16 protein-coding genes are annotated in these 24,048 nt (G+C 66.3%); 6 read left to right on the top strand and 10 right to left on the bottom strand.

Annotated elements, in window-relative coordinates; all coding sequences use genetic code 11:
- Positions 1-40: 40 nt before the first annotated feature.
- The 8 genes from AB663_RS05375 to AB663_RS05340 all read right to left on the bottom strand — a co-directional run bounded on the left by AB663_RS05375 (position 41) and on the right by AB663_RS05340 (position 9,072).
- Positions 41-652, bottom strand: coding sequence for a hypothetical protein (locus AB663_RS05375; protein ID WP_067196486.1), 612 nt, complete (start codon positions 650-652; stop codon positions 41-43).
- Positions 653-763: 111 nt separating this feature from the next.
- Complete coding sequence (locus AB663_RS05370) at positions 764-1,585, bottom strand: hypothetical protein (protein WP_157540897.1); 822 nt, start codon at positions 1,583-1,585, stop codon at positions 764-766.
- The gene (locus tag AB663_RS05365; RefSeq protein WP_067196482.1) at positions 1,582-2,631 is read right to left on the bottom strand and encodes a hydroxyacid dehydrogenase; all 1,050 of its coding nucleotides are present in this window, start codon (positions 2,629-2,631) and stop codon (positions 1,582-1,584) included. The genes AB663_RS05370 and AB663_RS05365 overlap by 4 nt, the downstream gene beginning before the upstream one ends.
- A complete protein-coding gene (locus AB663_RS05360) occupies positions 2,628-4,643 on the bottom strand; it encodes a hypothetical protein (RefSeq protein WP_067196480.1) in 2,016 nt (671 codons plus the stop codon). Before AB663_RS05360 ends, AB663_RS05365 begins: the two co-directional genes overlap by 4 nt.
- Positions 4,644-4,691: 48 nt before the next feature.
- The gene (locus AB663_RS05355) at positions 4,692-5,633 is read right to left on the bottom strand and encodes a carbohydrate ABC transporter permease (protein WP_083511126.1); all 942 of its coding nucleotides are present in this window, start codon (positions 5,631-5,633) and stop codon (positions 4,692-4,694) included.
- 1 nt (position 5,634) lies between these two features.
- The gene (locus AB663_RS05350) at positions 5,635-6,567 is read right to left on the bottom strand and encodes a carbohydrate ABC transporter permease (RefSeq protein ID WP_083511125.1); all 933 of its coding nucleotides are present in this window, start codon (positions 6,565-6,567) and stop codon (positions 5,635-5,637) included.
- On the bottom strand, positions 6,564-7,865 hold the full coding sequence (locus AB663_RS05345; RefSeq protein WP_157540894.1) for an extracellular solute-binding protein: 1,302 nt from the start codon (positions 7,863-7,865) through the stop codon (positions 6,564-6,566). Before AB663_RS05345 ends, AB663_RS05350 begins: the two co-directional genes overlap by 4 nt.
- Positions 7,866-8,028: 163 nt before the next feature.
- Positions 8,029-9,072 carry a LacI family DNA-binding transcriptional regulator gene (locus tag AB663_RS05340; RefSeq protein ID WP_067196476.1) on the bottom strand — a complete coding sequence of 348 codons (1,044 nt, stop codon included), beginning with the start codon at positions 9,070-9,072 and terminating at the stop codon, positions 8,029-8,031.
- A gap of 110 nt (positions 9,073-9,182) precedes the next feature.
- Between AB663_RS05340 and AB663_RS05335 the strand changes: the two genes are divergently transcribed.
- The 6 genes from AB663_RS05335 (at position 9,183) to AB663_RS05310 (ending at position 17,306) form a co-directional block, all read left to right on the top strand.
- On the top strand, positions 9,183-10,799 hold the full coding sequence (locus AB663_RS05335; RefSeq protein ID WP_067196474.1) for an FAD-dependent oxidoreductase: 1,617 nt from the start codon (positions 9,183-9,185) through the stop codon (positions 10,797-10,799).
- 27 nt (positions 10,800-10,826) lie between these two features.
- Entirely contained in the window at positions 10,827-12,278 is a 1,452-nt protein-coding gene (locus AB663_RS05330) for a GH1 family beta-glucosidase (protein ID WP_067196472.1), read from the top strand.
- Positions 12,279-12,450: 172 nt separating this feature from the next.
- Positions 12,451-14,451, top strand: a complete 2,001-nt coding sequence (locus tag AB663_RS05325) for a glycoside hydrolase family 36 protein (protein WP_198147937.1) — start codon at positions 12,451-12,453, stop codon at positions 14,449-14,451.
- Between the two features lie 13 nt (positions 14,452-14,464).
- A complete protein-coding gene (locus AB663_RS05320; protein ID WP_083511123.1) occupies positions 14,465-15,391 on the top strand; it encodes a DUF6807 family protein in 927 nt (308 codons plus the stop codon).
- On the top strand, positions 15,388-16,482 hold the full coding sequence (locus tag AB663_RS05315; RefSeq protein ID WP_067196467.1) for a Gfo/Idh/MocA family protein: 1,095 nt from the start codon (positions 15,388-15,390) through the stop codon (positions 16,480-16,482). Before AB663_RS05320 ends, AB663_RS05315 begins: the two co-directional genes overlap by 4 nt.
- Before the next feature lie 101 nt (positions 16,483-16,583).
- The gene (locus AB663_RS05310) at positions 16,584-17,306 is read left to right on the top strand and encodes a GNAT family N-acetyltransferase (protein WP_067196465.1); all 723 of its coding nucleotides are present in this window, start codon (positions 16,584-16,586) and stop codon (positions 17,304-17,306) included.
- 52 nt (positions 17,307-17,358) lie between these two features.
- Here the strand turns inward: AB663_RS05310 and AB663_RS05305 are convergent, their stop codons facing one another.
- Entirely contained in the window at positions 17,359-20,892 is a 3,534-nt protein-coding gene (locus AB663_RS05305; RefSeq protein WP_067196463.1) for a polysaccharide lyase family 8 super-sandwich domain-containing protein, read from the bottom strand.
- 114 nt (positions 20,893-21,006) lie between these two features.
- Positions 21,007-24,048 (bottom strand): alpha-mannosidase, encoded by a 3,042-nt coding sequence (locus tag AB663_RS05300; protein ID WP_067196461.1) that lies wholly within the window; start codon positions 24,046-24,048, stop codon positions 21,007-21,009.

Here is a 24,048-nt window from a genome sequence, read left to right as displayed (position 1 = left end):
CGGCGCGGATGCCGTGTCAAGAGGGGTCGTGTGGGCAGGGTCAGCTCGGCCAGTAGCGTCGTGCCCGCGCGGCCGGCTCCTCGACCGACCCCACGTCGATGGTCACGTGCGTCTCGTCGATGCCCAGAGCCGGCCACTGCAGGACGACGTCGATCGGCCCAGCCGGGGGCAACGGCCAGAGCCACAGCTCATCCGCCGCCGAGTAGGTGCTCCCAGAGCCACCGCCTCCCCGTTGAAGACGACTCAGAACATGACCCTCGCGCCCGAAGGATGGATCCGCATGCCCCAGAAACGGGTGCGGATCGGCCAACACCTTCTCGCCGTCCGCCAGCTCGACCCCGAAGCGGAGGCGACCGGCGACATCGGTGGCGTCGAAGGGCGCCATGTGCTCCATGAATGTCTGACACAGCTCGTTCCACTCCCGCATCGGGATGCCGTTACGACGGATGAGGCGCTCCACGCGAAACGCGATGCCCTCGCTGTGCACGGCGACACCGGCGAGCACGAGGGCGACCTGATCGGTTCTGGCGAGGAACTCGGAGATCGGCAGGATCACCGGCAGCTCATCCTCCGGCGCCTGCCACCATGCCGGCTGTTCGGACTCGACGGGCTCCGGCTCGGGAACGTCGGGATCAGGAGGGAAGAACGGCATGCCGACAGCCCACCATCACACGGATGCCTGCGCAAGAGCGGCGTCGGTGTGGCCGCAGGCTGTGGCGGCAGGTGACATCCCGTGGAGCTGCCGGCTCTCGCAACTCCGGGGCTACACCCAGCCCCGTTGACGGCAGGCAGCGGCGATCAGCTCTGAGACCGTGCGCTGGCCCTCTGCGGTCAGATGAACGGCGTCCTTCCGGATGCGCGCGGGGACCACGGATGCCTCCTCACCCGATGCCGCGTAGGTCCGCCTCAGTTCCTTGTCCACATCCAGTACGTGGTCTTTCCAGGTCGTCGAGATCGCGGCGTTCAGAGTGGTGATGGCTTGACCGGTCGTCGCCAGCGGATGATCATCTTCGCCGTGCAGCACGGTGAGAACGAGGAAGCGGTCGGTCTTCAGCCTCGCGATCATCGCAGAGAGGTCCCTGATCACAGTGTGGACGTCGCGGAAGTTGTTCCTGCCGACCCAGAGCACCCCGATGCCCGAGAGATACGCATCGTGCACATACGGCATGAAGGCGGCGTGGCCCGCGAGAGGTGGTGGTGAGTCGCCGTCCGCGACGAAGACGTATCCTCCTTCGCCGTCGTCGCGCGCGAAGACCATCCCGGGCACCCCGTCGAGCCAGCCGCCAAGCAGGCTGTTCGCAGTGCCGCTTCCCTGCAGCAACGGGCGGAAACCTGCGGGTGAGACGAATGAGATGAGATATTCGCGGGGGTCGGGACTCCGGGAGACGGAAGCGGTTATCGGGAGAGCGCCCATGCGCCCGGCGACCGTCGTCGATGTCTCCCCGCCGACGCCCGCGTTGAGAACGGCTGCGCGAGTGAGCGCGCTGAGCCGCACATCGTCTCCCTGTTGTGTGAGCGAGTCGCCCCACCGAGCGATTATCGGTCGGGACGACCCTGGTGGGCTCTCGACGAGGGCGGCGATCATGCGAGGAGCATCTGCTGGGAGTGGCTGACGGCATGCGGCGTGGAGCCCGTCGTGATCACCCTCCTCAGTTCATCGAGGATGAATGCCGTCATCCGGTGGATGTCATTCCCCATAGCGCCCGCGATGTGAGGTGTGATGAAGCAGTTCTCCATGGTGGGCAGTCCACTGTTGGCTGGAAGCGGTTCGGGTTCGGTCACATCGAGATAGGCGAAAAGACGTCCACTGGTGCACTCGGCGGCTATCGCCTCGGTGTCGATCAAGTCCCCTCTCGCGGTGTTGATCACGGTTCCTCCGTCACGAAGCGCCGCGAGGCGGGAGGCATTGATCATCCCGCGCGTAGCGGGGAGAGATGGCGCATGCAGCGACAGGATGTCGCACCACCGGATGAGCTCGTCAAGCCCTCGAGGTTCAGCGCCGGCGGACGTGATCTCTTCGTCGCTGAGTGTCGGGTCGTACACCGAGACGTCCACGTCGAAACGCCGCAGCAGGCTCAGCAGATGCCGGCCTGTCGCAGACAGCCCGACGATGCCGATGCGGGTACCGTACAGCCCGGCGGTGGGGCGAATCGCAGGACTCCAGTAGTCAGTCCCCGTGCGGAGTCGATGCGCGAACAGGGTTGCGCGCTTGGCAGCCATGATCACGCAGGCGAGGGCGTACTCGGCGACCGGCACGGCGTTGGCCGTGCGCGCGGAGACCACGATCAGATCAGGACGCCACGCGGCTTCCGGGAGGAGGCCGTGAAGGCTGCCGCCGATGTGGAGGACTGCCCGAACGTCAGAAGTGATCAGTTCCGCTGGGATCCGACCGGCGCCCCACCCTGTCAGAAGAAACGCATGGTCGGCACGACTCGGCAATTCACCAGGGCGGATGTGCACCCAGTCGACGAGTTCCGTCATCGTCTCTCGCAGGGCGGGAGAGAACGCCGCACCGGCATCCTCTTCGCTTGCATACAGAACTGCGCGCGGGCGCGCAGCGGCTCCCTCATCGTCGCTCTCGATGCGTGGACTGCCCCCGAGCGCCTTCTCGCGTATGCCGTCGACGTTCACTTCGTCTCCGCCGGTGCAGCTGGCGCTGGACGCCCAGCGACTGCGAACTCGATCTCGATCTCGGACCTGGCGCCTACCGGGACAGACAGCTGGTGGACGCGCCCGGTGCCACCGAGCAAGGTCATGGAAGTGGGCGAGAGCGTCACCGCCGACTCGACGCCCCAGGAGATCTGCATGCGCACGCCGTTGCGCTGCACGCTGACCCAGGTCGCGTTCGCGGCGCTCGTTGCGTTGAACTGTGCGGTCGCACCACCCGAGTAGGTGACGTCGTCTGTCGCGCGCAGCACGAGAGGCACTCGGAATGCGCCCGCGGCCGCGGATTCCGTACGCAGGCTGAGGCCCGTGTTTCGCAGGGTGGTCAAGGTCCTCGTGCCGCTCGCGGAGCTGATCGCGTCGAAGGTGATGACGCCCGTCTCTGCGTCGAGCGCTTCCGGGGCGATCACCGCGCCGGAACCGCTGCCGCCGTGGCGATACACGACCGCCATGTCGGACAGGGTGGTGTCGGCTCCAGTCGAATCCACGAATCCCCACGAGGCCGCGCCGACCTTCGTGTTCGTCGCCGCCAGCACCGTGCCCATCTGCGGATGCCAGAGCAGACCCGGCCCCATTCGGTTCGGCGTGTCGGAGCGGGCGCCGAAGAGCGAGGAGAGGTAGTACGCAGGGCGGCGGGCGAAGACATAGTCCTGTGCGAGGGTCCCCACCCGCCGCTTCGTGAACCTCTCGGACGTGATGTACGGCAGCGACGCCTCTGACGCTGCACGATCGGCGTTCGACGGCACGTTGGGCCGCTCGACGACGTGCATCCAGAGCCGCGGGGATGTCGCCTGCTTGGCACGTGCGACCACCGGCTCGGAACGTGCAGCCCACGCGCCCCGCGACGCAAGCTTCTCCTCCAACGTCGTGAGGAAGGCCGCGAGCTCCGGAACCTCCGGGGCGAGCGCTGCACTCAGCGCACCGCGTTCGGCATCGTCGGTGAAGTCGGTCAGGAAGTTCCAGTCCGCCGTCCGCGAGCACGCGGCGGAGTGGGCGATGTAGCCCGACACATCCGGTTCGCGCACCACGGCGTGGCGGGCGAAGTCCGTCCACTTCTTCGTCATGTCGAGAACGACGGGGTTGCCCGTGATGGTGTGCAGGTCGGCAAGGTCTGGCAGCATCACGAAGAAGTTGTATCCGAAGTCGAAACCGAAGGGCTCGTGGAAGAACCCAGCCGGCGCTTGCCCGTGCTCGGCGATGAAGTCGATCCGGTCGCTCAGATCGGATACCAGCTGAGGATCGTCGAGGACGCGTGCCGCTCGCGCGATACCGGCGAGCCCGCCGACCGTCTGGTTCACGAACGGGAGCGGGATCTTCCAGTGGCCGTTCGTGAGATCCATGAACCAGGTCGCCGCGTTACGCAGCGCCGCCTCCAATTCGACCTGACGCTCGGGCAGCGCATTCGCGGACCGAAGATTCGCGAGCGCTTCAGAGAGAGCGACCATGCCGAACGCCGTCGCCGCGCGCGAGAACTCGGTCGTCGTGTACTCCGGGAACGAACCGTTCGGGTGCTGGATTCGCAGATAGTGCCCGATCGCGGCATCCAGCCGACCCAGCAGCGCGCTGTCGAGGTAGTACGGGTTCCAGGTGCGTTCGTTCGCGTAGAACCAGCTGAGTGTGGCCACATGTTCCTGCACGCGCGCGTTGAACGGCTCGCTCGGTGTGCGCCACCAGCCTCCGCCCATGAACCCGAATCGGTCCGGGTCATCGTCAACGATGTCGTTCGCCATGGGCGCGACGATCATCAGATACGCAGCAAGGACCTGCTCATTGGGTGCGAACAGCGTGCGATCGGGGGCGCCCTGAGGCAGGGCGTTGACGAGCGGGAGAACCGTGCCGGCGCTTGCTGCCGCGGCAGGCGAGCGATCGACGACTCCTAGCGCTGTGAATGCTGCTGCTCCGAGGCCGGCGAGGAGGAGGGTGCGACGCGAGATCGGCGGAAGCAGCGGAACGTCGGCAGAGAGGGAGGGATCAGTCATCGGTGACTCCTTTGTCGTGACGTGCGATGTGGATACTGCGAGACTCCGTCAGCCCTTGAGGCCGGATCGGGTGAGCCCTTCGACGAACTGCTTTTGAGCGAAGAAGAACACGATCAGCACCGGGATGACGCTCAGAGTGGTGGCGCCCAGCTGTGTGGTCCACAGGGGTTCGCCGTAGCCGTCCTGGTACCGGGTCAAACCCAGGCCGATCGGGAACAGCTCGGACGAGCGGAGGAAGATGAGCGGCTCGAAGTACATGTTGAAGCTCTTCAGAAACGTCATGATCGTGACCGTGGCGATCGCGGGCCCCGCCAATGGCATCGCCACACGGGCGAAGATCCCCAGGCGCCCCAGCCCGTCCAACCGAGCCGCCTCTTCGAGCTCGAGGGGGAGGCCGAGAAAGAACTGTCGGAAGATGAACGTCGAGACCACGGCGCCGGGGCCGAAGATCGGCAGGATGATCAACGGCCAGTACGTATCGACCAACCCCCAGGAGTTCACCACCTGGAAGATCGGAATGATGGTCACATCCGCGGGCACCATGATTCCGGCGAGCGTAAGGATGAACAGCGGTCCGGCGAGCGGGAACCTCATTCGCGCAAATGCATAGCCGGCGAGCGCGGACACCAGCACGGTGCCCGCGGTGGTGATCGCGGCCAGCCCCAGAGAGTTCGCGTACTGCCGGGCGAATGGATTTGCGGTGAACACCTTGGACCAGCCATCCAGCGTCCACGTCTGCGGCCACAGCGTCGGCGGGATCGCGAAGATCTCGCTGGTCGGCTTGAAGGCGGAGAAGACCATCCACAGCGTCGGGTAGAGGAAGGGAATCGCCAGCACAACGAGCAGCCCATAGAGGATGACCGTGCTGACGATCCGTCGGTGTCGTGCGCTCCGCGAGTCCCGCTGGGGGCGCGCCGGTCGAGGGCGCGCCGGTGTGCGGGGCCGCGAGTCCGCCACGACGGGGGCCACGTCCGGGGCAGTGTCGAGCATGTCAGACCTCATCGTGTACCCATGTCCTGCGCACCTTCCATTGCAGTGCGGTGATGGCGAGCGTGATCACGAAGAGAAGCACACCCAGCGTGGCGCCGTAGCCGAACTGCTGCTGGCCGAAGGCGGTCTGATAGATGTAGTAGGAGAACACCAGCGTGGAGTTCCCCGGCCCGCCACCGGTCAGGAGCTGCACCGGTGCGAACACGTCGAACGCGGAGATGGTGGTGATGATCAGCACCATGAGCAGCGTCGGGGTGATCAGCGGAAGCGTGATGGAACGGTAGGTCCGCCAAGGACTCGCGCCATCGAGGCGAGCGCTTTCCTTCAGTTCGGAAGGTACGCCCTGCAGCGCCGCCAGGAACAGGATCATGTTCATTCCCACGCCCTTCGACACCTGGACGATCACGAGGGCCGCCATGGCCCAGCCCGGCTCAGCGAGCCAGTTGGGCCCCTGTATGCCGAACATGCTCAGCACACCGTTGATGCCGCCGTTCGAGGCGAGCAGGAAGTCCCAGATGATGACCCACGCGACGATGGAGACCACCACCGGCGAGAAGAAGATCGATCGGAACACCACGGTCCCACGCAGACGCTGATTCAGGAGCGACGCCAGCGCCAGAGCGACCGCGACGTTCGTCACAACCAGGCCCAGGGCGAAGATTCCGGTCGCCTGGAGTGATTGGGCGACCGTCTTGTCCGTGAACATACGGACGTAGTTGTCCAGCCCGATGAACTCGAACGAGCCCAGGAAGACATTCCAATCGTGGAAGCTGTACCAGACCACGAAGCCGAACGGGATGATCCCCAGCAGCACGATGCCCAACACCTGCGGCGCGACGAAGGTGAGTCCGAGAATCCGATCAGCCCTCGCGTCCGGAAGCGGGCGCCCGGCGCGGGCTGCTTGACCGACGCCGGGCGCTTTCAGGGACGTCATCCCGCGCTCGCCTCCAGTGCCGGCTGGATGGCGGTGCACACGTCGCCGAGCACCTGAGCCACGTCGGCCGACGGGGTCCAGAGCGCGTCGAAGTTGGTCTGGATCACCGGGCTCACCTGGCTGTAGACGATCGAGTTCGCCTTCGTAATCGCATCAGGGATCGCATCGATCACGGTCTGCTGAATCTGCTCGGGAGACAGCGCAGGAGCGGCCTGCTGCAGGGTGTCGACGGTCAGCAGCGATGTGCGAGGAGCCGGAAAGAACTGAGCGAGCTTTGCGGCATTCTGGGCATCCGTGAAGTACGTGAGGAAGTTCGCGGCGGCTTCCGGGTGTGCACTCTTCGCGATCACGCCGATGGCGGCCTGGCCGACGACGTCGGTCTGCCCTGCCGGACCGGCCGGCAGGGGAAGGAAGTCCCAGTTCATGGACTCGTCGATGCCACCCGACGAGCTCATCTGCGCGATGAGCATCGCGGCACCGCCAGAGCCGAAGGAGAAGGTCTCGCCCGGCTTGGCGAACGCCGACGCCGCGTAGACCTGGTCGTGGTACCAGCTGACAGCATCCTTCATCTCCTTGGAGTCGAAGGTGCAGGTCGTGCCGGCCGCGTCCCACGGTGTCGCGTCCCAGCCTGCCCAGACCGTGGTCAGACCGTCCCACTGCTTGTCAGGGGCTGTCCCGATGACGATCGGTCCGGTGCCCGGTGTGGCTGCGGCCGCGGCAGCGGCGATCTGCGCTGCGGCGTCCCAGGTCCACTTTCCCTCAGCCAGGAGATCGGCCGGCTGCGGCTGCCCTGCGGCGGCGACGAGGTCGCGATTGACGAAGACGCCGAAGGGGCTCGTGGAGAACGGGTAGGCGTATATGCCCTTGTCGTCGCTCCAGAGATCAAGCGCGCTCGGGACCACATCATCGAATTCGAACTCCTCGGAGTCCGTGAAGTAGTCAGCGACGTCGAGCAGCACGCCGTTCTTGACGAACTCGGTGGCGTTGGCTTCGGCTACCCAGGCGAGGTCCGGGGTGCTCCCACCGGCGATCTGCGTCGTGAGGGTCGTGAGATAGTTACCTGCCAATGGCTGGAAGGTGACCGACTTGACCTCGTCGCCGTGCTCAGCGATGTAGGCGTCGGCGATCTCATCGAACACAGCGAGATGCTTGTCGTTGGTCGTCCAGACGGCCATCACCAGGTCCACGGGGCCGTCGGTGGCGGAATCCGGGTTCCCGGCGCAGGCCGACATCGTCAGCGCGCCGCAGGCAAGGGCGGCGGCGGCGGCATATCGCATGCCACGAGGGCTCTTCTTCACGATCAGTGCTCCTTTGTACTGTCCTCCCTCGCAGGCGAGGGCCTGGCGAGTGGAGCAGCCTGATCAATCGAACATCCCGTTCCGGAAGCATCAAGGCTCCTCCGAAACCCACTGTACCCGCGTTCCCGAGAATCGCAAGCAAAATTTGCGACAATTATTTCGCTCAGTCGGGCTGACGCGCTTGTGAGGACGCCCGGACGACGAGAGAGGTGGCGAGTTCCATGTGGTGCGTCGAGGGCTCCTCGCCGCCCGTCATCATGATGGCCGTGCGCATGGCGAGTGCACCCATCTCGGAGAGCGGTTGGCGCACGGTCGTGAGCGGCGGGGATGCGGACAGCGCGATCGGGAGATCGTCGAATCCGACCACACTGAGTTCCTCCGGCACGCGGATGGCGCGCTGGCGGGCGGCCTCGATGACGCCGAGCGCCTGATGATCACTGGCGGCGAAGATGGCGGTGGGCGGTTCGGGCAGCGCCAACAGTTCCAGCGCGCCCTCGACTCCAGACTCGAAGGTGTACTCCCCGGGCAAGATGAGCGCCGGGTCCACAGCGATGCCTGCAGCGGTGAGCGCTGCGACGTACCCGTGCTCGCGCGCACGCGAGGCGAGTGCGTTGCGGACGCCGATGAGCAAGCCGATCCGACGATGCCCCAGTGCGAGCAGGTGCTCCGTCCCGGCAAGTCCGCCGTTCCAGTTCGTACTGCCGACGCTCACCGTCTCGGGCTGCGGATCGTTGAACGGGTCGACGATCACGAGGGGGAGGCCGACCTCGTTCAGCCGGTCGATCTCCTTGGCGTCGAGCATCGACGTCACAGCGATCACCGCGTCGCGGCCGGCACGGACCATCGACTCGATCCAGGAACGGTCATCGCTGTCGTCGCGGTAGAGCGAGAGCACCAGATCCGCATCCGCGTGCTCGACAGCGGTCGCAGCACCTCGGAGGATCTCCAACGTATATGGCGAAGTCATGCTGCGGGCGAGCACGGCGATGGAGAGGCGACTGTCGCCTCGTCGGTCACGAGGCGGCACGTACTGGTGACTGCGGAGCGCCTGCTCGACTTTCCGGCGGGTCGCATCGGAGACATCGGACTTGCCGTTCACCACTTTGGAGACCGTTGAGATGGATACGCCCGTCTGCTCCGCGATATCGGCCAGGGAGGGCCTTCGCTGGGTTTCGACGGGACTCGACGGGCCGGCGTGACTCTTCATGACGTCCTTACCGTGCGGAGAAGATTGTGTTCCGCACTGACTTGCATTATGCCCCAGGTTCTGCAACCGTTGCCGATAACTTTTCGAAGAACTTGCGCCAATGGAGACTCATGCTTGACACGAATGCGGATGTGCTGGTCATCGGAGGAGGCTTCGGCGGGGTCTCTGCAGCACTCGCGGTGCTCCGTCGTGGGTACCACGTCATCTTGACGGAACAGACCGCCTGGCTCGGCGGCCAGTTGACCAGCCAGCTCGTGCCGACCGATGAACACATCCATATCGAGCGCACCGGGGCGAACCAGAGCTACCGTGACTTTCGCGATGCTCTGCGTGATCACTATCGCCGCTGGTATCCCCTGACGCCGGAGGCCCGCGCCGACGCCCACCTGAACCCGGGGGCGGCCTGGGTCAGCCCGGTATCGGTCGAGCCTCGAGTGGCGCTCTCAGTGATCGAATCGATGCTGCTTCCGTACGAGGCAAGCGGTCGGCTGCAGATCCTCCGTCGGACTCGGCCAGTCGCGGTGGAGAGTGACGGAGACATCGTGCGCGCAGTCGTGGTGGAGGGGATCGACACTGGTGAGCGAACCACGCTGACCGGCTCCTATGTCCTCGACGCGACCGAACTCGGCGACCTGCTGGAGCTGGGCGGAGTGGAGTTCGTCAGCGGGCGCGAAGCCCAGGCCGACACCGGCGAGCCGGGGGCGGCCGAGACCGCAGACCCGACCGACATGCAGGGTGCCACCTGGTGCTTCGTGATGGATCACCGAGCGGGCGAGGACCACACGATCGACCGTCCGGCGAACTATGAGCGCTACCGCGACGCCATTCCGCCGCATGCCACGAGCCCCCGCCGCCAACTGAGCTTCGTCACCGCGGTCGACGCCACGGGAGCGCCTACAGTGACCTACGGATTCCACCCCAACATGGATGATGATCCGGCTGCGATCGACCTCGACCACCACCAGATGGGCGCGGCGCCCGAACTCTGGAACTATCGTCGGGTCGCCGCGCGTCGACAGTTCACGGCGGGCTTTTATGCCAGTGACATCGTGGTCGTGAACTGGCTGCAGAACGACTACACGGACGGCCCACTGTTCGGCGTCCCCGATGCCCAGCGGCACTGGCAGGGAGCGAAGGACCTCAGCGCGGCGACGCTCTACTGGTTGCAGACCGAAGCGCCGCGGCCTGACGGGGGCACCGGCTGGCCGGGTTTGCGACTGCGTCCAGACGTCGCGGGGACCACGGATGGGTTCGCGATGATGCCGTATGTCCGAGAGTCGCGCCGCATTCGCGCGCGCAAGACGATCGTTGAGCAAGAGGTCTCGCTCACGTATCGGCCCGAAGGCGCCGTGCAGTATCGGGACACGGTCGGTACCGGCCACTACTTCTGGATCGACCGCCACCCGACCACGGGCGGCCACAGTTATCCGGCGAGTCTCCCCCAGCCGTTCGAGATCCCGCTCGGCGCTCTCATCCCACAGCGAGTCAGGAACCTCATCCCGGCCTGCAAGAACATCGGCACCACTCAGATCACGAACGGCTGCTACCGGCTGCACCCTGTCGAGTGGAGCATCGGCGAGGCGGCCGGTGCGCTTGCAGCCTTCTGTCTTCGCGCAGAGAGCGAACCCCATGCGGTGCTGGACGACGACGGGCGCCTGGAGGACTTCCAGGACGATCTGACCCGCGGCGGGGCGCAGCTGCGGTGGGACCGCTCACTGCTCGCCTGAAATTCACGTCTGCGAGAAGAGGAACCAATGCACGATCTCAGCGTGGCGCGCGCACAGCGCAGCACGGACTATCGTGACCAGAACGTCGCGTTCCCCGCGTCCTTCGTCTTCGGTGCGGCAACAGCGGCCTACCAGATCGAAGGTGCGGCCGCGGAGGACGGCCGTGGCGCGTCGATCTGGGATGTCTATTCCCACGAGCCGGGCCGCATCCTCAATGGCGACACCGGCGACGTCGCCGCGGATCATTATCACCGCCTCGACGAGGATCTCGATCTGCTGTCGGCTCTGGGGATTCCCGCGTACCGCTTCTCGACCTCCTGGTCCCGCGTCTTCCCCGACGGCCGCGGGCCGGTCAACGCCGCGGGGGTCGACTTCTACGACCGGCTCGTTGACGGTCTCCTCGCCAGAGGTATCACCCCCTACCTGACGCTGTACCACTGGGACCTGCCGCAGGCGCTCCAAGAGCAGGGCGGGTGGCGGAACCGCGAGACAGCGGAACGATTCGCGGATTTCGCCGGGTTCATGGGGCGCCACTTCGGGGACCGAGTGCACAAGTGGACGACGCTCAACGAACCCTGGTGCGCCGCCTACCTCGGTCACGCGTCCGGGGTGATGGCCCCCGGAATCACCGAGCCACTGGCGGCGTTGGAAGCGCTTCACCATCTGAACCTCGCGCACGGGCGCGCCGCGCAGGAGCTTCGCTCGGGCATCGCGCCTGGCGGGGAGGTGTCGGTGACCCTCAACTTCCAGTGCGCTCGCGCGTCGGGCCCGACCGGAGGCCAAGCGGTCGAGCGCATCGACCTCATGTCGAACCGGTCGTTCGCCGACCCGATCCTGCTCGGACGGTATCCGGAGCGACTGTTCGAGATCACATCGCACGTGACGGACTGGAGCTTCATCGCGGACGGCGACCTGGCTACGATCCACCAGCCGTTGGACTTCCTCGGGGTGAACTACTACTCGACGCTGTCGGTACGGATGTGGGACGGGCATTCGCCGCGGCTCGTGGAAGACGGGCACCGGCCGGGCGCATCGCCCTGGGTGGGGGCCGAGGATGTGGAGTTCCTCCCGCAGCCTGGGCCGTACACCCAGATGGGATGGAACATCGCTCCCGATGGGCTGGATGAGCTGCTGCGGACGCTCGGCACGCGCTATCCAGGCACCCCGCTGGTGGTCACGGAGAACGGCATGGCCTGGGATGACCGTGTCATCGCTGGACATGTCGACGACCCTGAGCGGGTCGACTACCTCCACCGACACCTCGCGGCGGTGAATCGCTGCATCGAGGATGGCGTCGACATCCGCGGGTACTTCGCCTGGTCGCTGCTCGACAACTTCGAATGGGCTCATGGCTACGAGCGGCGCTTCGGTCTGGTCCATGTCGATTACGAGACGCTCGTGCGAACACCGAAAATGAGCGCGTACTGGTACGCCGAACTCTGCCGAACGGCAGCGCTCCCGTCGCAGTCGATCCGGTGATCTGACTTCTCCTCAAGGAATGAGCGACATGGGAGACCGGGAAGAGGTCCTGGTGCATGCTCTCGGATCCACTGACCTTCGGTACGTCCGGCAGGACGGGATCGTCGGGCTCGAGATCGTCCCGACCGCGAGGCGGGGGGACCGACAGCCCCGCCGATCGAGGATCGACGACGTGCCGGCCGTCGACGCACTGCCTTTCGGCGCCGAGCTGCCAGCGGGACGGATCGATCCGCTGGTGTCTTTGCAGCTCCGCGGGGATTCAGCGTCGGGGATGTTCACGCAGGGTCGATCGACGCACTGGGCACCCGCCGGGAGTCGTCTTGAACTGGTCGAGCAGACGGCGTCGCTCGACTCCGTCTGCACGGTCCTGCAGAGCCCCGACGGATTGCAGGTCGTGCACAGCGTTGAGCTCGTGGCCGGAGGTGCACTCTTGTTCCGGTGCACCGTCGAGAACCTCTCCGCAGAACCGGTGGTCATCGAGGCCTTGTCGAGCTTCTGTCTGTCGGCGATCACGCCGTTCGCCCGGGACGACGCCAGTGGGCGCCTGGTCCTGCACCGGATGCGCAGCGCCTGGAGTGCAGAAGGTCGTCTCGTCTCCGAAGGCCTGGAAGACCTCCACCTCGAGCGCTCTTGGCTCGGTGTTGCGGGCATGAGCGAGCGGTTCGGTCAGGTCGGTTCGATGCCTGCGCGCGGCTGGATGCCGTTCGTGGCTGTCGAGGATCGTGTCGCGGGGGTCACATGGGGAGCGCAACTCGCCTGGGGAGGCAGCTGGCAGCTCGAGGTCGCGCGACTGGGCGATGACGTCGCACTCGCAGGCGGGCTGGCTGACCGGGAGTTCGGGCACTGGGCGAAGACGATCTCCCCTGGTCAATCGCTCACCTCGCCGGAGGCGATCGTGGCCGTGGTGTCCGGAGGTGTCGACGAGCTCCACGACGTTCTGCTCGAGGCGCAGGACGGACACGCTGATGATGCTCCCGAAGTGGAAGCCGACCTCCCCATCGTCGTGAACGAATGGTGTTCGAGCTGGGGGAGTCCGAGCCACGAGAGCCTTGTCACCCTTGCCGACCGCCTGGCGGGATCGGGCGTGCGCTATCTCGTCATCGATGCGGGGTGGTTCCGCCCCGAGGGCGAGAAGGCCTGGGCACAGGCCCATGGCGACTGGATCCCCAACACTGAGCAGTTCCCGTTCGGAATGAAGGGCGTCGCGGACGCCCTTCGCGAGCGCGGACTCATCCCGGGCCTCTGGTTCGAGCTGGAGACCGTCGGAGCCGACTCGATGGCATACCACTGCGTCGATCGGCTGCTCCACCGCGACGGCGTCCCGCTGACGGTCGGTTCACGGCGCTTTTGGAATCTCGCACGGCCGGAGGTGGTCGATCATCTCGTCGACACCGTCGTCGACGTGCTCGACGGCGCCGGGTTCGGTTATCTCAAGATCGATTACAACGAGACGATCGGCCTTGGCAGCGACCATGAGGACGGACTCGGAGAAGGCCTGCGCCAGCAGGTCCTCGGCAGCTATGGGCTGCTCCGGAAGATCAGAGAGCGGATGCCGGATCTGGTCGTGGAGAACTGCGCCAGCGGAGGGCATCGGCTTGAACCGTCGTTCGTCGGGCGGACCGCCATGACCTCCTGCTCTGATGCTCACGAGATCGTCGAGATCCCGATCATCGCGGCAGAAGTGCAGCGAGTCGTTCTGCCGCGAAAAGCACAGGTGTGGGCCGTGATCCATGCGGAGGATCCTCTCGACCGAGTCACCTACAGCCTCGCCGCCGGTTTTCTGGGTCGCCTCTGCCTCTCCGGAGCTCTCGCCGATCTCGGGGAGGAGCAATGGGCGCTCGTGCGCCGAGCGATCGATCTCTATCGGAATACGGCGCCGATACTCAAGCGGGGCACAAGTCGACGGTTCGGCCGCCGAGGAGGCTCGTGGCGCAGACCGGAAGGATGGCAGGCCGTCCGTCGACTCAGCGAGGACGGACGCCGCGCCCTCATCGTGCTGCATTCCTTCAGAGACGCCCCGAACCGATCCGACGTCCCTCTCGAGGGCGACGGGTGGTCCGTCGCGAGCGTGCTTCGCTCGACGGGCGGCGACGTGAGCATCGCCTCAGGCATGGTGAGCTTCGAAGACATCGTCGATTTCGAAGGGATCGTCGTGGAACTCGTGCGCGAATGAAAGGCGGAAACACATGGATGCTGTGCTTGCTGCACCCGACAGGCTGATGGTGCAGGACGACGGTCTGAGCATCGCAGAGTACGTCTTCGCGCCCCAGGAGGCGATCGTCGACTCGCCGCGTCCGTCCATGATGCTGCGCACGCACCAGGGACGTCCGGTCACGGCCAGCGCACCCGAGGACCATCCCTGGCACCGAGGACTCTCGCTTGCGCTTCCTTACGTCGGAAGCTCGAACTTCTGGGGCGGGCCGACGTACGTGCACCACGACGGGTACCGCGCGCTGCCGAATCACGGCATCCAGCGACATCGCGCATGGGAGATCCTGAGTCATGGCCGCGCGGGGTCCACAGAGACGGTCCGGGCACGTGAGTCTTTGGAATGGATCAGCCCCTCCGGCGAGCGCCTGCTCGCCGAGCAGCGCACGCTCATCGTGTGGCCCGTGAGCGACGGGACATGGGCGGTCTTCTGGCATAGCCGGTTGACCAATGAGACGCACACTCCGCTGTCGCTTGGATCTCCTGCGACGAACGGTCGGCTCGGCGCGGGGTACGGCGGAATCTTCTGGCGGGGATCGGCTGCGTTCCGCCACGGCAAGTTCATCGGCCCCTCAGGAGAGATAGACGAGCGGGAGGTCTCCGCGCGTCCTGCTGACTGGCTGTCGATGCTCAGTTCCGATGGGGAGATCGGCGTGCTGATGGCCGTCGACGAGCGCTCCCTGTGGTTCGCTCGGTCAGACCAGTACCCGGGACTTGGACCCGCACCGTTCTCCCGAGATGAAAGGCTGCTGCCGCCTTCGGAGGCGATCACGCTGGCCGTGACGACGGCGGTGATCGAAGGCCTCGCCGGTTGCAGCGACCCTCTGGGCCACATCCTGGAAGCGGCCGAGAGAACTGCAGACGCGCACAAGCGCCTCCATGCCGAGTCGACGGCGAAAGCATGAGCGAACGGATCCTTCGCTGCGCGATCGTCGGTGCCGGTGGGATCGCGCCGGAGCACGCCCAGGCCATCGCCTCCCACCCGCGGGCGCGGCTTGTCGCCGTTGCCGACGTATCGCGAGAACGCGCGGTCTCGCTCGGCGACAAGTGGGGCGCCACGGCATTCGACGCGCTGGACACTCTGCTCACGAACGAGGCCCCCGATGTCGTGATCCTCGCCACCCCGCCAGGTCTGCACCATGACCAGACCGTCACGGCTCTCCGCGCCGGTGCACACGTGGTCGTCGAGAAGCCGCCCGCGATGTCGGTGGCGGAGCTCGACCACATGACGCAGGTCGCCGTGGCCGTGGGACGGCGACTGGCCGTGGTGTTTCAAGGCCGCTCAGGCTCGGCCGCCGCCCACATTCGGAGCCTCCTCGCAGCCGGTGAGTTCGGGCGGCCGCTCGCTGCGGTGTGTGAAACGCTCTGGTATAGGGATGCGGACTACTACGCCGTTCCGTGGCGAGGCAAGTGGGCAACGGAAGGTGGCGGCACCACACTGGGTCACGGCATCCACCAGCTCGATCTGCTGACCTATCTGCTCGGCGACTGGCAGTCCGTTCAAGCCCGGCTCTGGCGCACAGACCGCGACATCGAGACCGAGGATGTGTCGACCTCCACGATCAGATTCGCCAACGGAGCCATCGCGCAGGCGATCACCAGTGCTGTCTCACCGCAGCAGGTGAGCCGCATTCGCATCGACACCCAGCTCGCGACGATCTCGGTCACGCACCTCTACGGTCACAGCAACGAGAACTGGGAGGTGACACCCGCGCCGCATGTGCCGCCCCATACTGCCGCGAGGTGGCGCTTCCATGGACCCGACGTCGCGAGCGGTCACACTCCGTTCATGCGAAGCGTGTTCGATGCGTTGCTCGATGGATCCCCCTTTCCGCCCGAAGCCCAACACCCCGCTCGCACGTTCGAGCTCGTCGCCGCGATGTACGCGTCGGCACGCCAAGACGGAGCCGTCATCACCCGCAAAGATGTGACGGACGCTGCGGCGGTTCGGAGTTCTTTGCGGAGCACCGTCATCGATGTCCGCCCGCCGGAGTAACCGAGATCGCTTGAGCGAACCCGGCGGCGGCGCGAAGCACGATCCCCTCGCTGTGCGACGACGTCGCAGGTGCATCCCCTACGCGTTGCTAGCGTGGGCACATGCCCGCACACGACGCCGCGATCTTCGATCGCCTGGCCGACCAGGGCTGGCCCGCGATCGAGAGCGAGCCGCTCGGCGCATGGAGACTCCGGGCGTCCTCCGGAGTCACCAACCGTGCGAACTCGGTGCTCGCATCCGGGATCGTTCCGCACCTGTCGAACGTGGTGGACGCGGCGGAACGCTGGTACGCGTCGCGGTCGCTTCCCCCGGTCTTCCAGGTGAGCCCGGCGTCTCCGCCGGAGCTCCCGGGACTGCTCACCACTCGCGGCTACGGCGCGCATTCGCAGACCGACGTCCTGGTCGCCGACCGGGCGGCGGTGGCGTCGGCCGCTCAGCACGGCGTCGTGATCGAAGACACGCCGACCGAGGGCTGGCTCGACACCTGGTGGGCTGTCGACGGCCGTGGCGGCGACCGCGAACGAGCGGTGGCATGGCGCATCCTGACCGGCGGCCCCGCCCTGTACGCGTCGTCTGGCGACCCCGCAGCGCCCGACGCCGTCGCACGCCTCGCCCTCGTCGGTCAGTGGGGTGGACTGTACGCCGTGGCGACCAGGCCAGAGGCGCGGCGACGCGGACTCGCCCGCGCCCTCGCCGAAGCTCTCGCGTCGGCTGCTGCCGAGTCCGGCGTGGACCGGCTGTGGTTGCAGGTGCTCCACGCCAACCATGCGGCTCGCGCCCTCTATGCATCACTCGGCTTCCGCGGCGCTTCAGGCTACGCGTAGTGGTCGCGCTGACCTCGGTGAGCGGCGCCGTCAAGCGTTCTCGTCGGGGCCGCTACTCGATGGCGGAGACCAGCTGAATGTAGTCGAGAGGAAGTTTGTAGCCCAGCGAGCTGGTGTTCTTGCCGACAGCCGTGAACGTGAACTCGTGGACGCCCGCGCTCAGCGTCACGCTTCCCAGATCGACAACCACCACTTTGCCCGACGGTCGAAACAGATCCACAGGGGCGCCGACGTCGTTCCCGTCGATCTGCAGCTGATACGTGCCGTTGTCGCTGAATCTCATGGTGCCGAGGACCAGGTCGTATGCCCCAGCATGCGATACAGGAACCGCATAGTCGATCTGCTCCGCGACGCCGTACGCGTTGAAGATCCGGTACTGGCCTCCGCTGGCGTCGGCATTGCTCTTGATCACTCCCGAACTGGCGGTCAGCGCCTCGGCCTCCAGCCTGGTGCTGACAGCAGCGGTCGTCGCGGTCGCTGCCGCACTGGCCTCCGAAAGACGGGCGGCATGGTCATACGCCCTCACGGTGTAGGTGTAGGTCGTCGACGGCGCCAACCCCGTGTCGCTGAAGGAGGTCGTCGTCGAGCTGCCGACCTCGGATCCGTCGCGGTAGATCCGGTATCCGGCGACCCCGTCTTCGCTCGTCGAGGCTGCCCAGCTGAGATCGATCTGCGAAACCGAGACGGCCAGGGACTCCAGATCCGTCGGCGCCGTCGGCGGCTGTGGATCACCTCCTCCGCCGTCCGCAGGGATGAGACGGAGGTAGTCCAGCATCAGCTTGTACCCCGAGGCGCTCGCGTTCTTGCCTGTCGTCGTCAGCCGGAAGAGGTGGCTTCCCGGCGTCGCGAAGGTGTGCGAGCCCAGGTCGAAGTCCTTGCCGGTCTCGGATGTGTTCCAGAACATGTCCCGGGGTGCTCCTGCATCCGTCCCGTCGACCGAGAGCTGGTATGTGCCGTTGTTGCTCGCTTTCAACGCCCGAGCACTCACTGCGTATGTCCCGGGCTGGGTCACGTCGACGCTGAACTCGACATAGTCGCCGATCGCGTTGTTGTTGATGCCCAGCTTTCCTCCTCCGCTGGCGTTCGCGTCGGTGTACACGGAGACGGAGTCGGTGCGGGAATGCACAGGCAGTGTTTCGGCCTCGTACGGGTCGGGGATCGCGATCGGCGCCGGGTTCGGCGTCTCCGCGCCGCTCAGCGAGAACTTCGCCGTGAGGGCCTTGCCGCGCGTACCGTTCACGTCCACCTTGAGGACGACCGTCGGCCGATACTGGATGACGGTGACTTCCGGATCCTTCGAGATCAACCCCGTCGCGCTCGCGTCGAGCGTCAGATAGATCATCCCGACGTTCTTCTGAGTCGGGTCCGAGACCGAGAGCTCGAGCTCGTCGGCGGTCTCGCTCACCATGACGGATGCTCTGCGGTCGGAGGTGACCCCGCCCGCCTTGGTCGGTTCGTCCTTCCAGAAGTTGATCCCTGTGACGTTCAGGCTGTTCTCCCTGACCGCTTGGACCGACTCGGAGTTCTCCAGGATGCTGATGTCGGGCGCCGCCGCGTAGGCACCCACCTGCGCGCTCGTCTTGTTCGGAAGCAGCACGTACGAGTATGACTCGTCAGTCGGATTCGTCCCATGGCCGATGGCCAGGGTCACGTAGTTCCGGGTGTGCGGGGTCGAATCCCCCCAGGCGGCGGAGGAGTTCACCTGCCTCCAGTTCCCCGTCCGCGCCTCACGCAACCCCTCGAGCGTGGCGCCTCCCGGGAAGTAGTAGCCGATGTCCGAACCGGGGACCGTGCCCGCGAGGTGCGCGTAGTCGACGCCGGTGAGCGTCTCCGACCATCCGAGAGCCGTCGGCTCCACCGCACCGTTCACGGTGAGCACGTTGTCGCCCGCGTCGTTGAGCTTCCTGTTCTCGACGATCGTCTCGGTGGCTATTCCGTCGGTGCTGCTGATCCCCGTCCCGAGGGCGACGATCTCATCGTCGAACATGAACCAGGACTTCTTGGCCTCCAAGCTCCGCCCCACCGGGTGCAGCTGCATTCCGGCCACCCCGTACTCTCCGCGCAGACCGGCGCCGCCGACCCAATCCTCGCCGTTGCGCGCGTTGGCCGCCTGCGTCGTGTTGCGCAACACGGTGGTGCCCGGCAGCCGGTAGCTGTCGACCGTCGGCCAGAAGTCGTCGTTGAACTGGCTCAGGTCGTCGTTGTACAGGTAGGTCATACCGTCGCCGGTGTGCCAGCCCTTGTTGTTCTCGGAGTTGATGGCCTCGTAGTTGCCGATACGGCTGGAGGACATGCTGATCCCGAACCCGAAGTCAGGACGCAGGTGGACGGTGCGATCCATGGCCGAGAACTGTCGGTGCGTCGTCAGTTCGCCACGAGCGGTGACGGACGGATCGCCCAGCATCCCGTTCGCGGCGACGATCAGATCCACGGGAGCCTGCTCGTGGAAGGTCTTGTCCGTATCGAGCTGCAGCCAGTACTTGACCATGCCCTTGAACGCGGAGGAATCCGCGGGCGATGCGACGTCGAACAACCGAATCATGGCCTCGAGCACGTCGACGGCCGCATCCAGATCCTGGGTTCCGTGGCGGGATATCTCCCTGCCGCGCACCATGTCCATCAGATTCCCCTTGTAGATGAACGGTTCATACGCCTCGTAGATCCACCGGAACACGTTGGCCTTGTTCGGGTCGACGACCTCCCAGGCTGAACCATGCAGCAGGTAGAGAAGGTCGGAGATCCCAGCGAGCAACGACACGCCGTAGCCGCCGTTGTACGCGTAGAAGCTGTGTTGGACGAAGGAACCGTCGGTCGAGAAACCGTCCCCGGAAGTGACGTAGGGGAACAGTGCGCTCAGACCATCGCGGCCCGCGGCGACCCGGGAGGAGTCCTTGGCGTTGATACCGGAGAGCGCGATGACCTGACTCTCCCACAGCCGGTTGGCTCCGGTCATGGTGACGCTCGGCTGCGTGTACGCGATGGCGGCCATGTAGTCGGAGACTTGCGTCGGCGTCAACTCGTCGTACAGCAGGGCGACGATGTCGTTCAGTGCCAGGGGGGCACCGATCTGCCAGTGCCACCAGTTCTGGTACATGGTGACGCCGTCGAAGAACTTGTTGGCATTCATCCAGTCCAGCGCGCTGATCAGGTCGGCCTTGAGCGCCGGGTCGCCTTCCAGATCGGAGCCGTGAGTCGAGTAGGCGAGCGCCATGTCCCGCAGACGGCTGTAGGTCGTCGTCATGCTGGCCGAGTCGCTGCCGAACGATGCGTCATTCCACAGACGCACGCGATCCGGCGCCTTCTGCATCGTGTCCCAGAGTCCCTGCGCTGCATCCGTGATCTGCACCACTCTCGCGGCGATGTCGGGGTCGGAGAGGCTGTACCCCGTTCCTCCTGTCAGCATCGTCCGGTACTTCTCCCTGAGCTCGTCGAACGCGTCCGCGACGCCGACCTCCGCCGCCGGACCGACGACGCTCGTGCTGTGAGGCATGTCAGCTCGCGCGTCGACAGGGGTGAGCAGCAATGCGGTCGTGACCATCAGCACGGCTGACGCGCTCAGCGCGCCCTTCATCGAGATCCTGAACATCTTCGTCCTCATCTGGTTGGCGGTGTGCGGGTGATGGTCTTCGGGCCCAGCGGACGGTGACCTCGTCGCCGCACACGCACCTCGAAGAGGTCGCGCACGGACGATCCGCGATCATCATGTGGTCGATGCCATCCGGTAGCGCAGTGTCATGATCTGGAACGGGCGCACCACGAGGTTCACACGACTCGGATCCCCGTCGATCCGCTCCGCGTCAGGCAGCGGCCGCTCCAGCAGATCCACGATCTGCACGTCGACGACCGCGGCATCGGTCGCGACCACGGTTGAGCGTCGTCCCCCGCTCGATTCGTACAGACGCACGACCATGTCACCGGTACGATCCTCGGCCAGCTTCACTGCTTCGATCCGCACGGCGGGATCGGTGGACCACACGAGCGGAGCGACCTCGTGGGCGCCCGAGATCTCGCGAAGGGAACGGTCCAGGCGATACCCCTCGGCCGCCGAGTCCGCGATCGAGGCACCGGGGCGGAGGGCGAAGCGGAGCACATGCCGCCCCTGATCCGAGTCCGGGTCGGGGAACGTGGGAGCACGCAGAGCCGAGAGCCCCACCCACGTCGTGGTGCCCCCGTCGGCCCGGACGTCACGAGTGACGGAGTGTCCGAAGGTCGAATCGTTCGCGATCGCCACTCCGTACCCTTCTTCCGCGACCCGTATCCAGCGGTGCGCCACGAACTCGAACCGAGCCTCGTCCCACGACGTGTTGGCATGGGTCGGGCGATCCACGTGACCGAACTGGATCTCCGAGGTCGATCGGTCGGCGTGCACATCCAGAGGGAAGACGATCTTGAGCAGCTTGTGACGTTCGCGCCAGTCCACGTCGAGTGTGATGTCGACGGCATCGCGGCCCGGTGCGAGGGCGATCGTCTGCACGATGAGCGACGCGCCCACACGCCGGGTGGCTTCCACGACCGCGACATCGTTGCGGTTCGTCGCCGTGACCTTCTCGGCGGAGACGAGGTCGACCGCTGCGGCCTGGTGATGCCGATCGATGTCCCACGCGTCCCACTTGTCGGGCACATCTCGGTGAAGGCGCAGCAGAGCGCCGCGCTCGCCGGGAGCGATGGCATCCCGCTCCGACTTGTCGCGCACCGACTGCAGGAACCCGTCGGCATCGACCACGACCCGCACGCGGCCGTTGTCGAGCACCCATCCTGACCGCCCGTCGCCGAGATCCTCGGCTCTGATCGTCGCCGGGGACGGCCGAGACGTCGGCGCCGCGGCGATGGCGCCCGCCGCGACGCCGTCGAGCGCGACGGCGGCCGAGTTCGCCCGGAGAGAGAGCGCACCCACCCCGGTGAGCGCCCTGATGGCCTGCTGCACGATCCGTTCGAGCTCGGCGGCAAGGCGTTCATGGTCGGCCTCCGCTTCTCGATGCACCCACGCGATCGAGCTCCCGGGGAGGATGTCGTGGAACTGCAGGAGCAGGGTCCGCCGCCAGATCCGCTCGAGATCGTCATAGGGGTATGGCGTGCCCACCGTGACCGTCGCAGTCGTCGACCAGAGCTCGGCCTCGCGGAGGAGTCGCTCGACCCGACGGTTGCCCTGCTTGGTGCGCAGTTGACTGGTCAGCGTCCCCCTGTGCAGCTCGAGGTACATCTCCCCCGACCAGACCGGCAGCTCCTCTCGCTCGGCGCGCGCCTGTTCGAAGAACTCTCGCGGGGTCCCCAGCTGCACGCGCGGCGACCCGTCGAGGTCGGCTTGACGATGGGCCGCCGCCACCATCTCGCGCGTGGGCCCACCGCCTCCGTCACCCCATCCGAAGGGCGCGAGAGAAACCGTGCCCGTTCCGTGATCGCGATACGTCCGTTGCGCGTGCGCCAGCTCGGCCGGCGAGAGCTCGGCGTTGTAGGTCTCGATCGGCGGGAAATGTGTGAAGACCCGGGTGCCGTCTATGCCCTCCCACCAGAATGTGTGATGCGGCATCGAGTTGGTCTGGTTCCACGAGATCTTCTGCGTCATGAACCAGTCCGACCCGGAGAGCCGGATGATCTGCGGCAGGGATGCCGTGTACCCGAAGGTGTCAGGGAGCCACACCTCGGTCGTCTCGACGCCGAACTCCTCGAGGAAGAATCGCTTGCCGTGCACGAGCTGTCGCACGGTGGACTCCCCGCCCGGCATGTTCGTATCGGGCTCCACCCACTGCCCGCCCACCAGCACGAACTGCCCGGCGGCGACCTTCTCGCGGATACGGGAGAACAGCTCGGGGTAGCGTTCCTTCACCCACGCGAGCTGCTGAGCCGACGAGCACGCGAACCGGAAGTCGGGATGCTCATCCATCAGCGCGATGACGTTGGAGAACGTGCGCGCACACTTGCGCACCGTCTCGCGGATCGGCCAGAGCCATGCGGAGTCGATGTGCGCGTGGCCCGTCGCCACCAGCTTATGGGCGCTCCGCGCGGCGGGCGCTGCGAGCGCCGGAGCGAGCGCATCGCGAGCTGCGGATGCCGTCTCTCCGACCGCGTCCGGATCGATCACGTCGAGCGCGGCGTCCAGCGCCGTCCACAGTTGTGCCGTTCGCGGAAGGTCGGGCGGCAGCTGCTCGGCGAGGCCGCGGGCGATCTCGATGTCCTGCAGCAGTTCCCACACCTCACGGTCGACGAAGGCGAGCTCCAGACGGCGGAGGCGGTACAGCTCCTCCGTGCCGGCGGTGCTCTTGTCTCCGAGTGCTGTGGTGCGCCAGTGGGACTCTGGAGGGATGCTCGGGTTCGCGGCGAGTTCGAGGAAGACGTCCACGACCCCTCCCGGATCGACGGGAAGGTGCGAGTTGCGAGGCGACACCCCTTTGACGATGGTCCCGTCCGGGCGGAACGCGAGCGCTTCCGCCTGGAAGCCGGGCGCCAACCCGTCGAAGCCCAGATCGATCGCCACTTCGGCGCGGTGGCGGAGGTCGAGCACCCAGTCGTCGGGGACCGCACCGCGAACGCGCAGCCATCGCGTGCTCCACGGTCTCCCCCACCGGGTGCCGACAGCGAAGGGCTCGAAGACCTGCTCCCGAGCCTCGTTGAAGGGGACGGGTTCGTCCGGCACCTCCCAGCTCGAGATCTCGAGCGGTGCGGTACGAGTACACAACGCACCGCGGAGGCTCTCCTCGACGAAGCGCGTGAGCCGGTCTCGGGTGCGGCGGGGATCGGAAAACAC

Origin of the sequence: Microbacterium sp. XT11, assembly GCF_001513675.1 — a bacterium.
Classification (GTDB): domain Bacteria; phylum Actinomycetota; class Actinomycetes; order Actinomycetales; family Microbacteriaceae; genus Microbacterium.
Note: the sequence above shows the minus strand (reverse complement) of the source record. Positions and strands in the feature narration are given on the sequence as shown.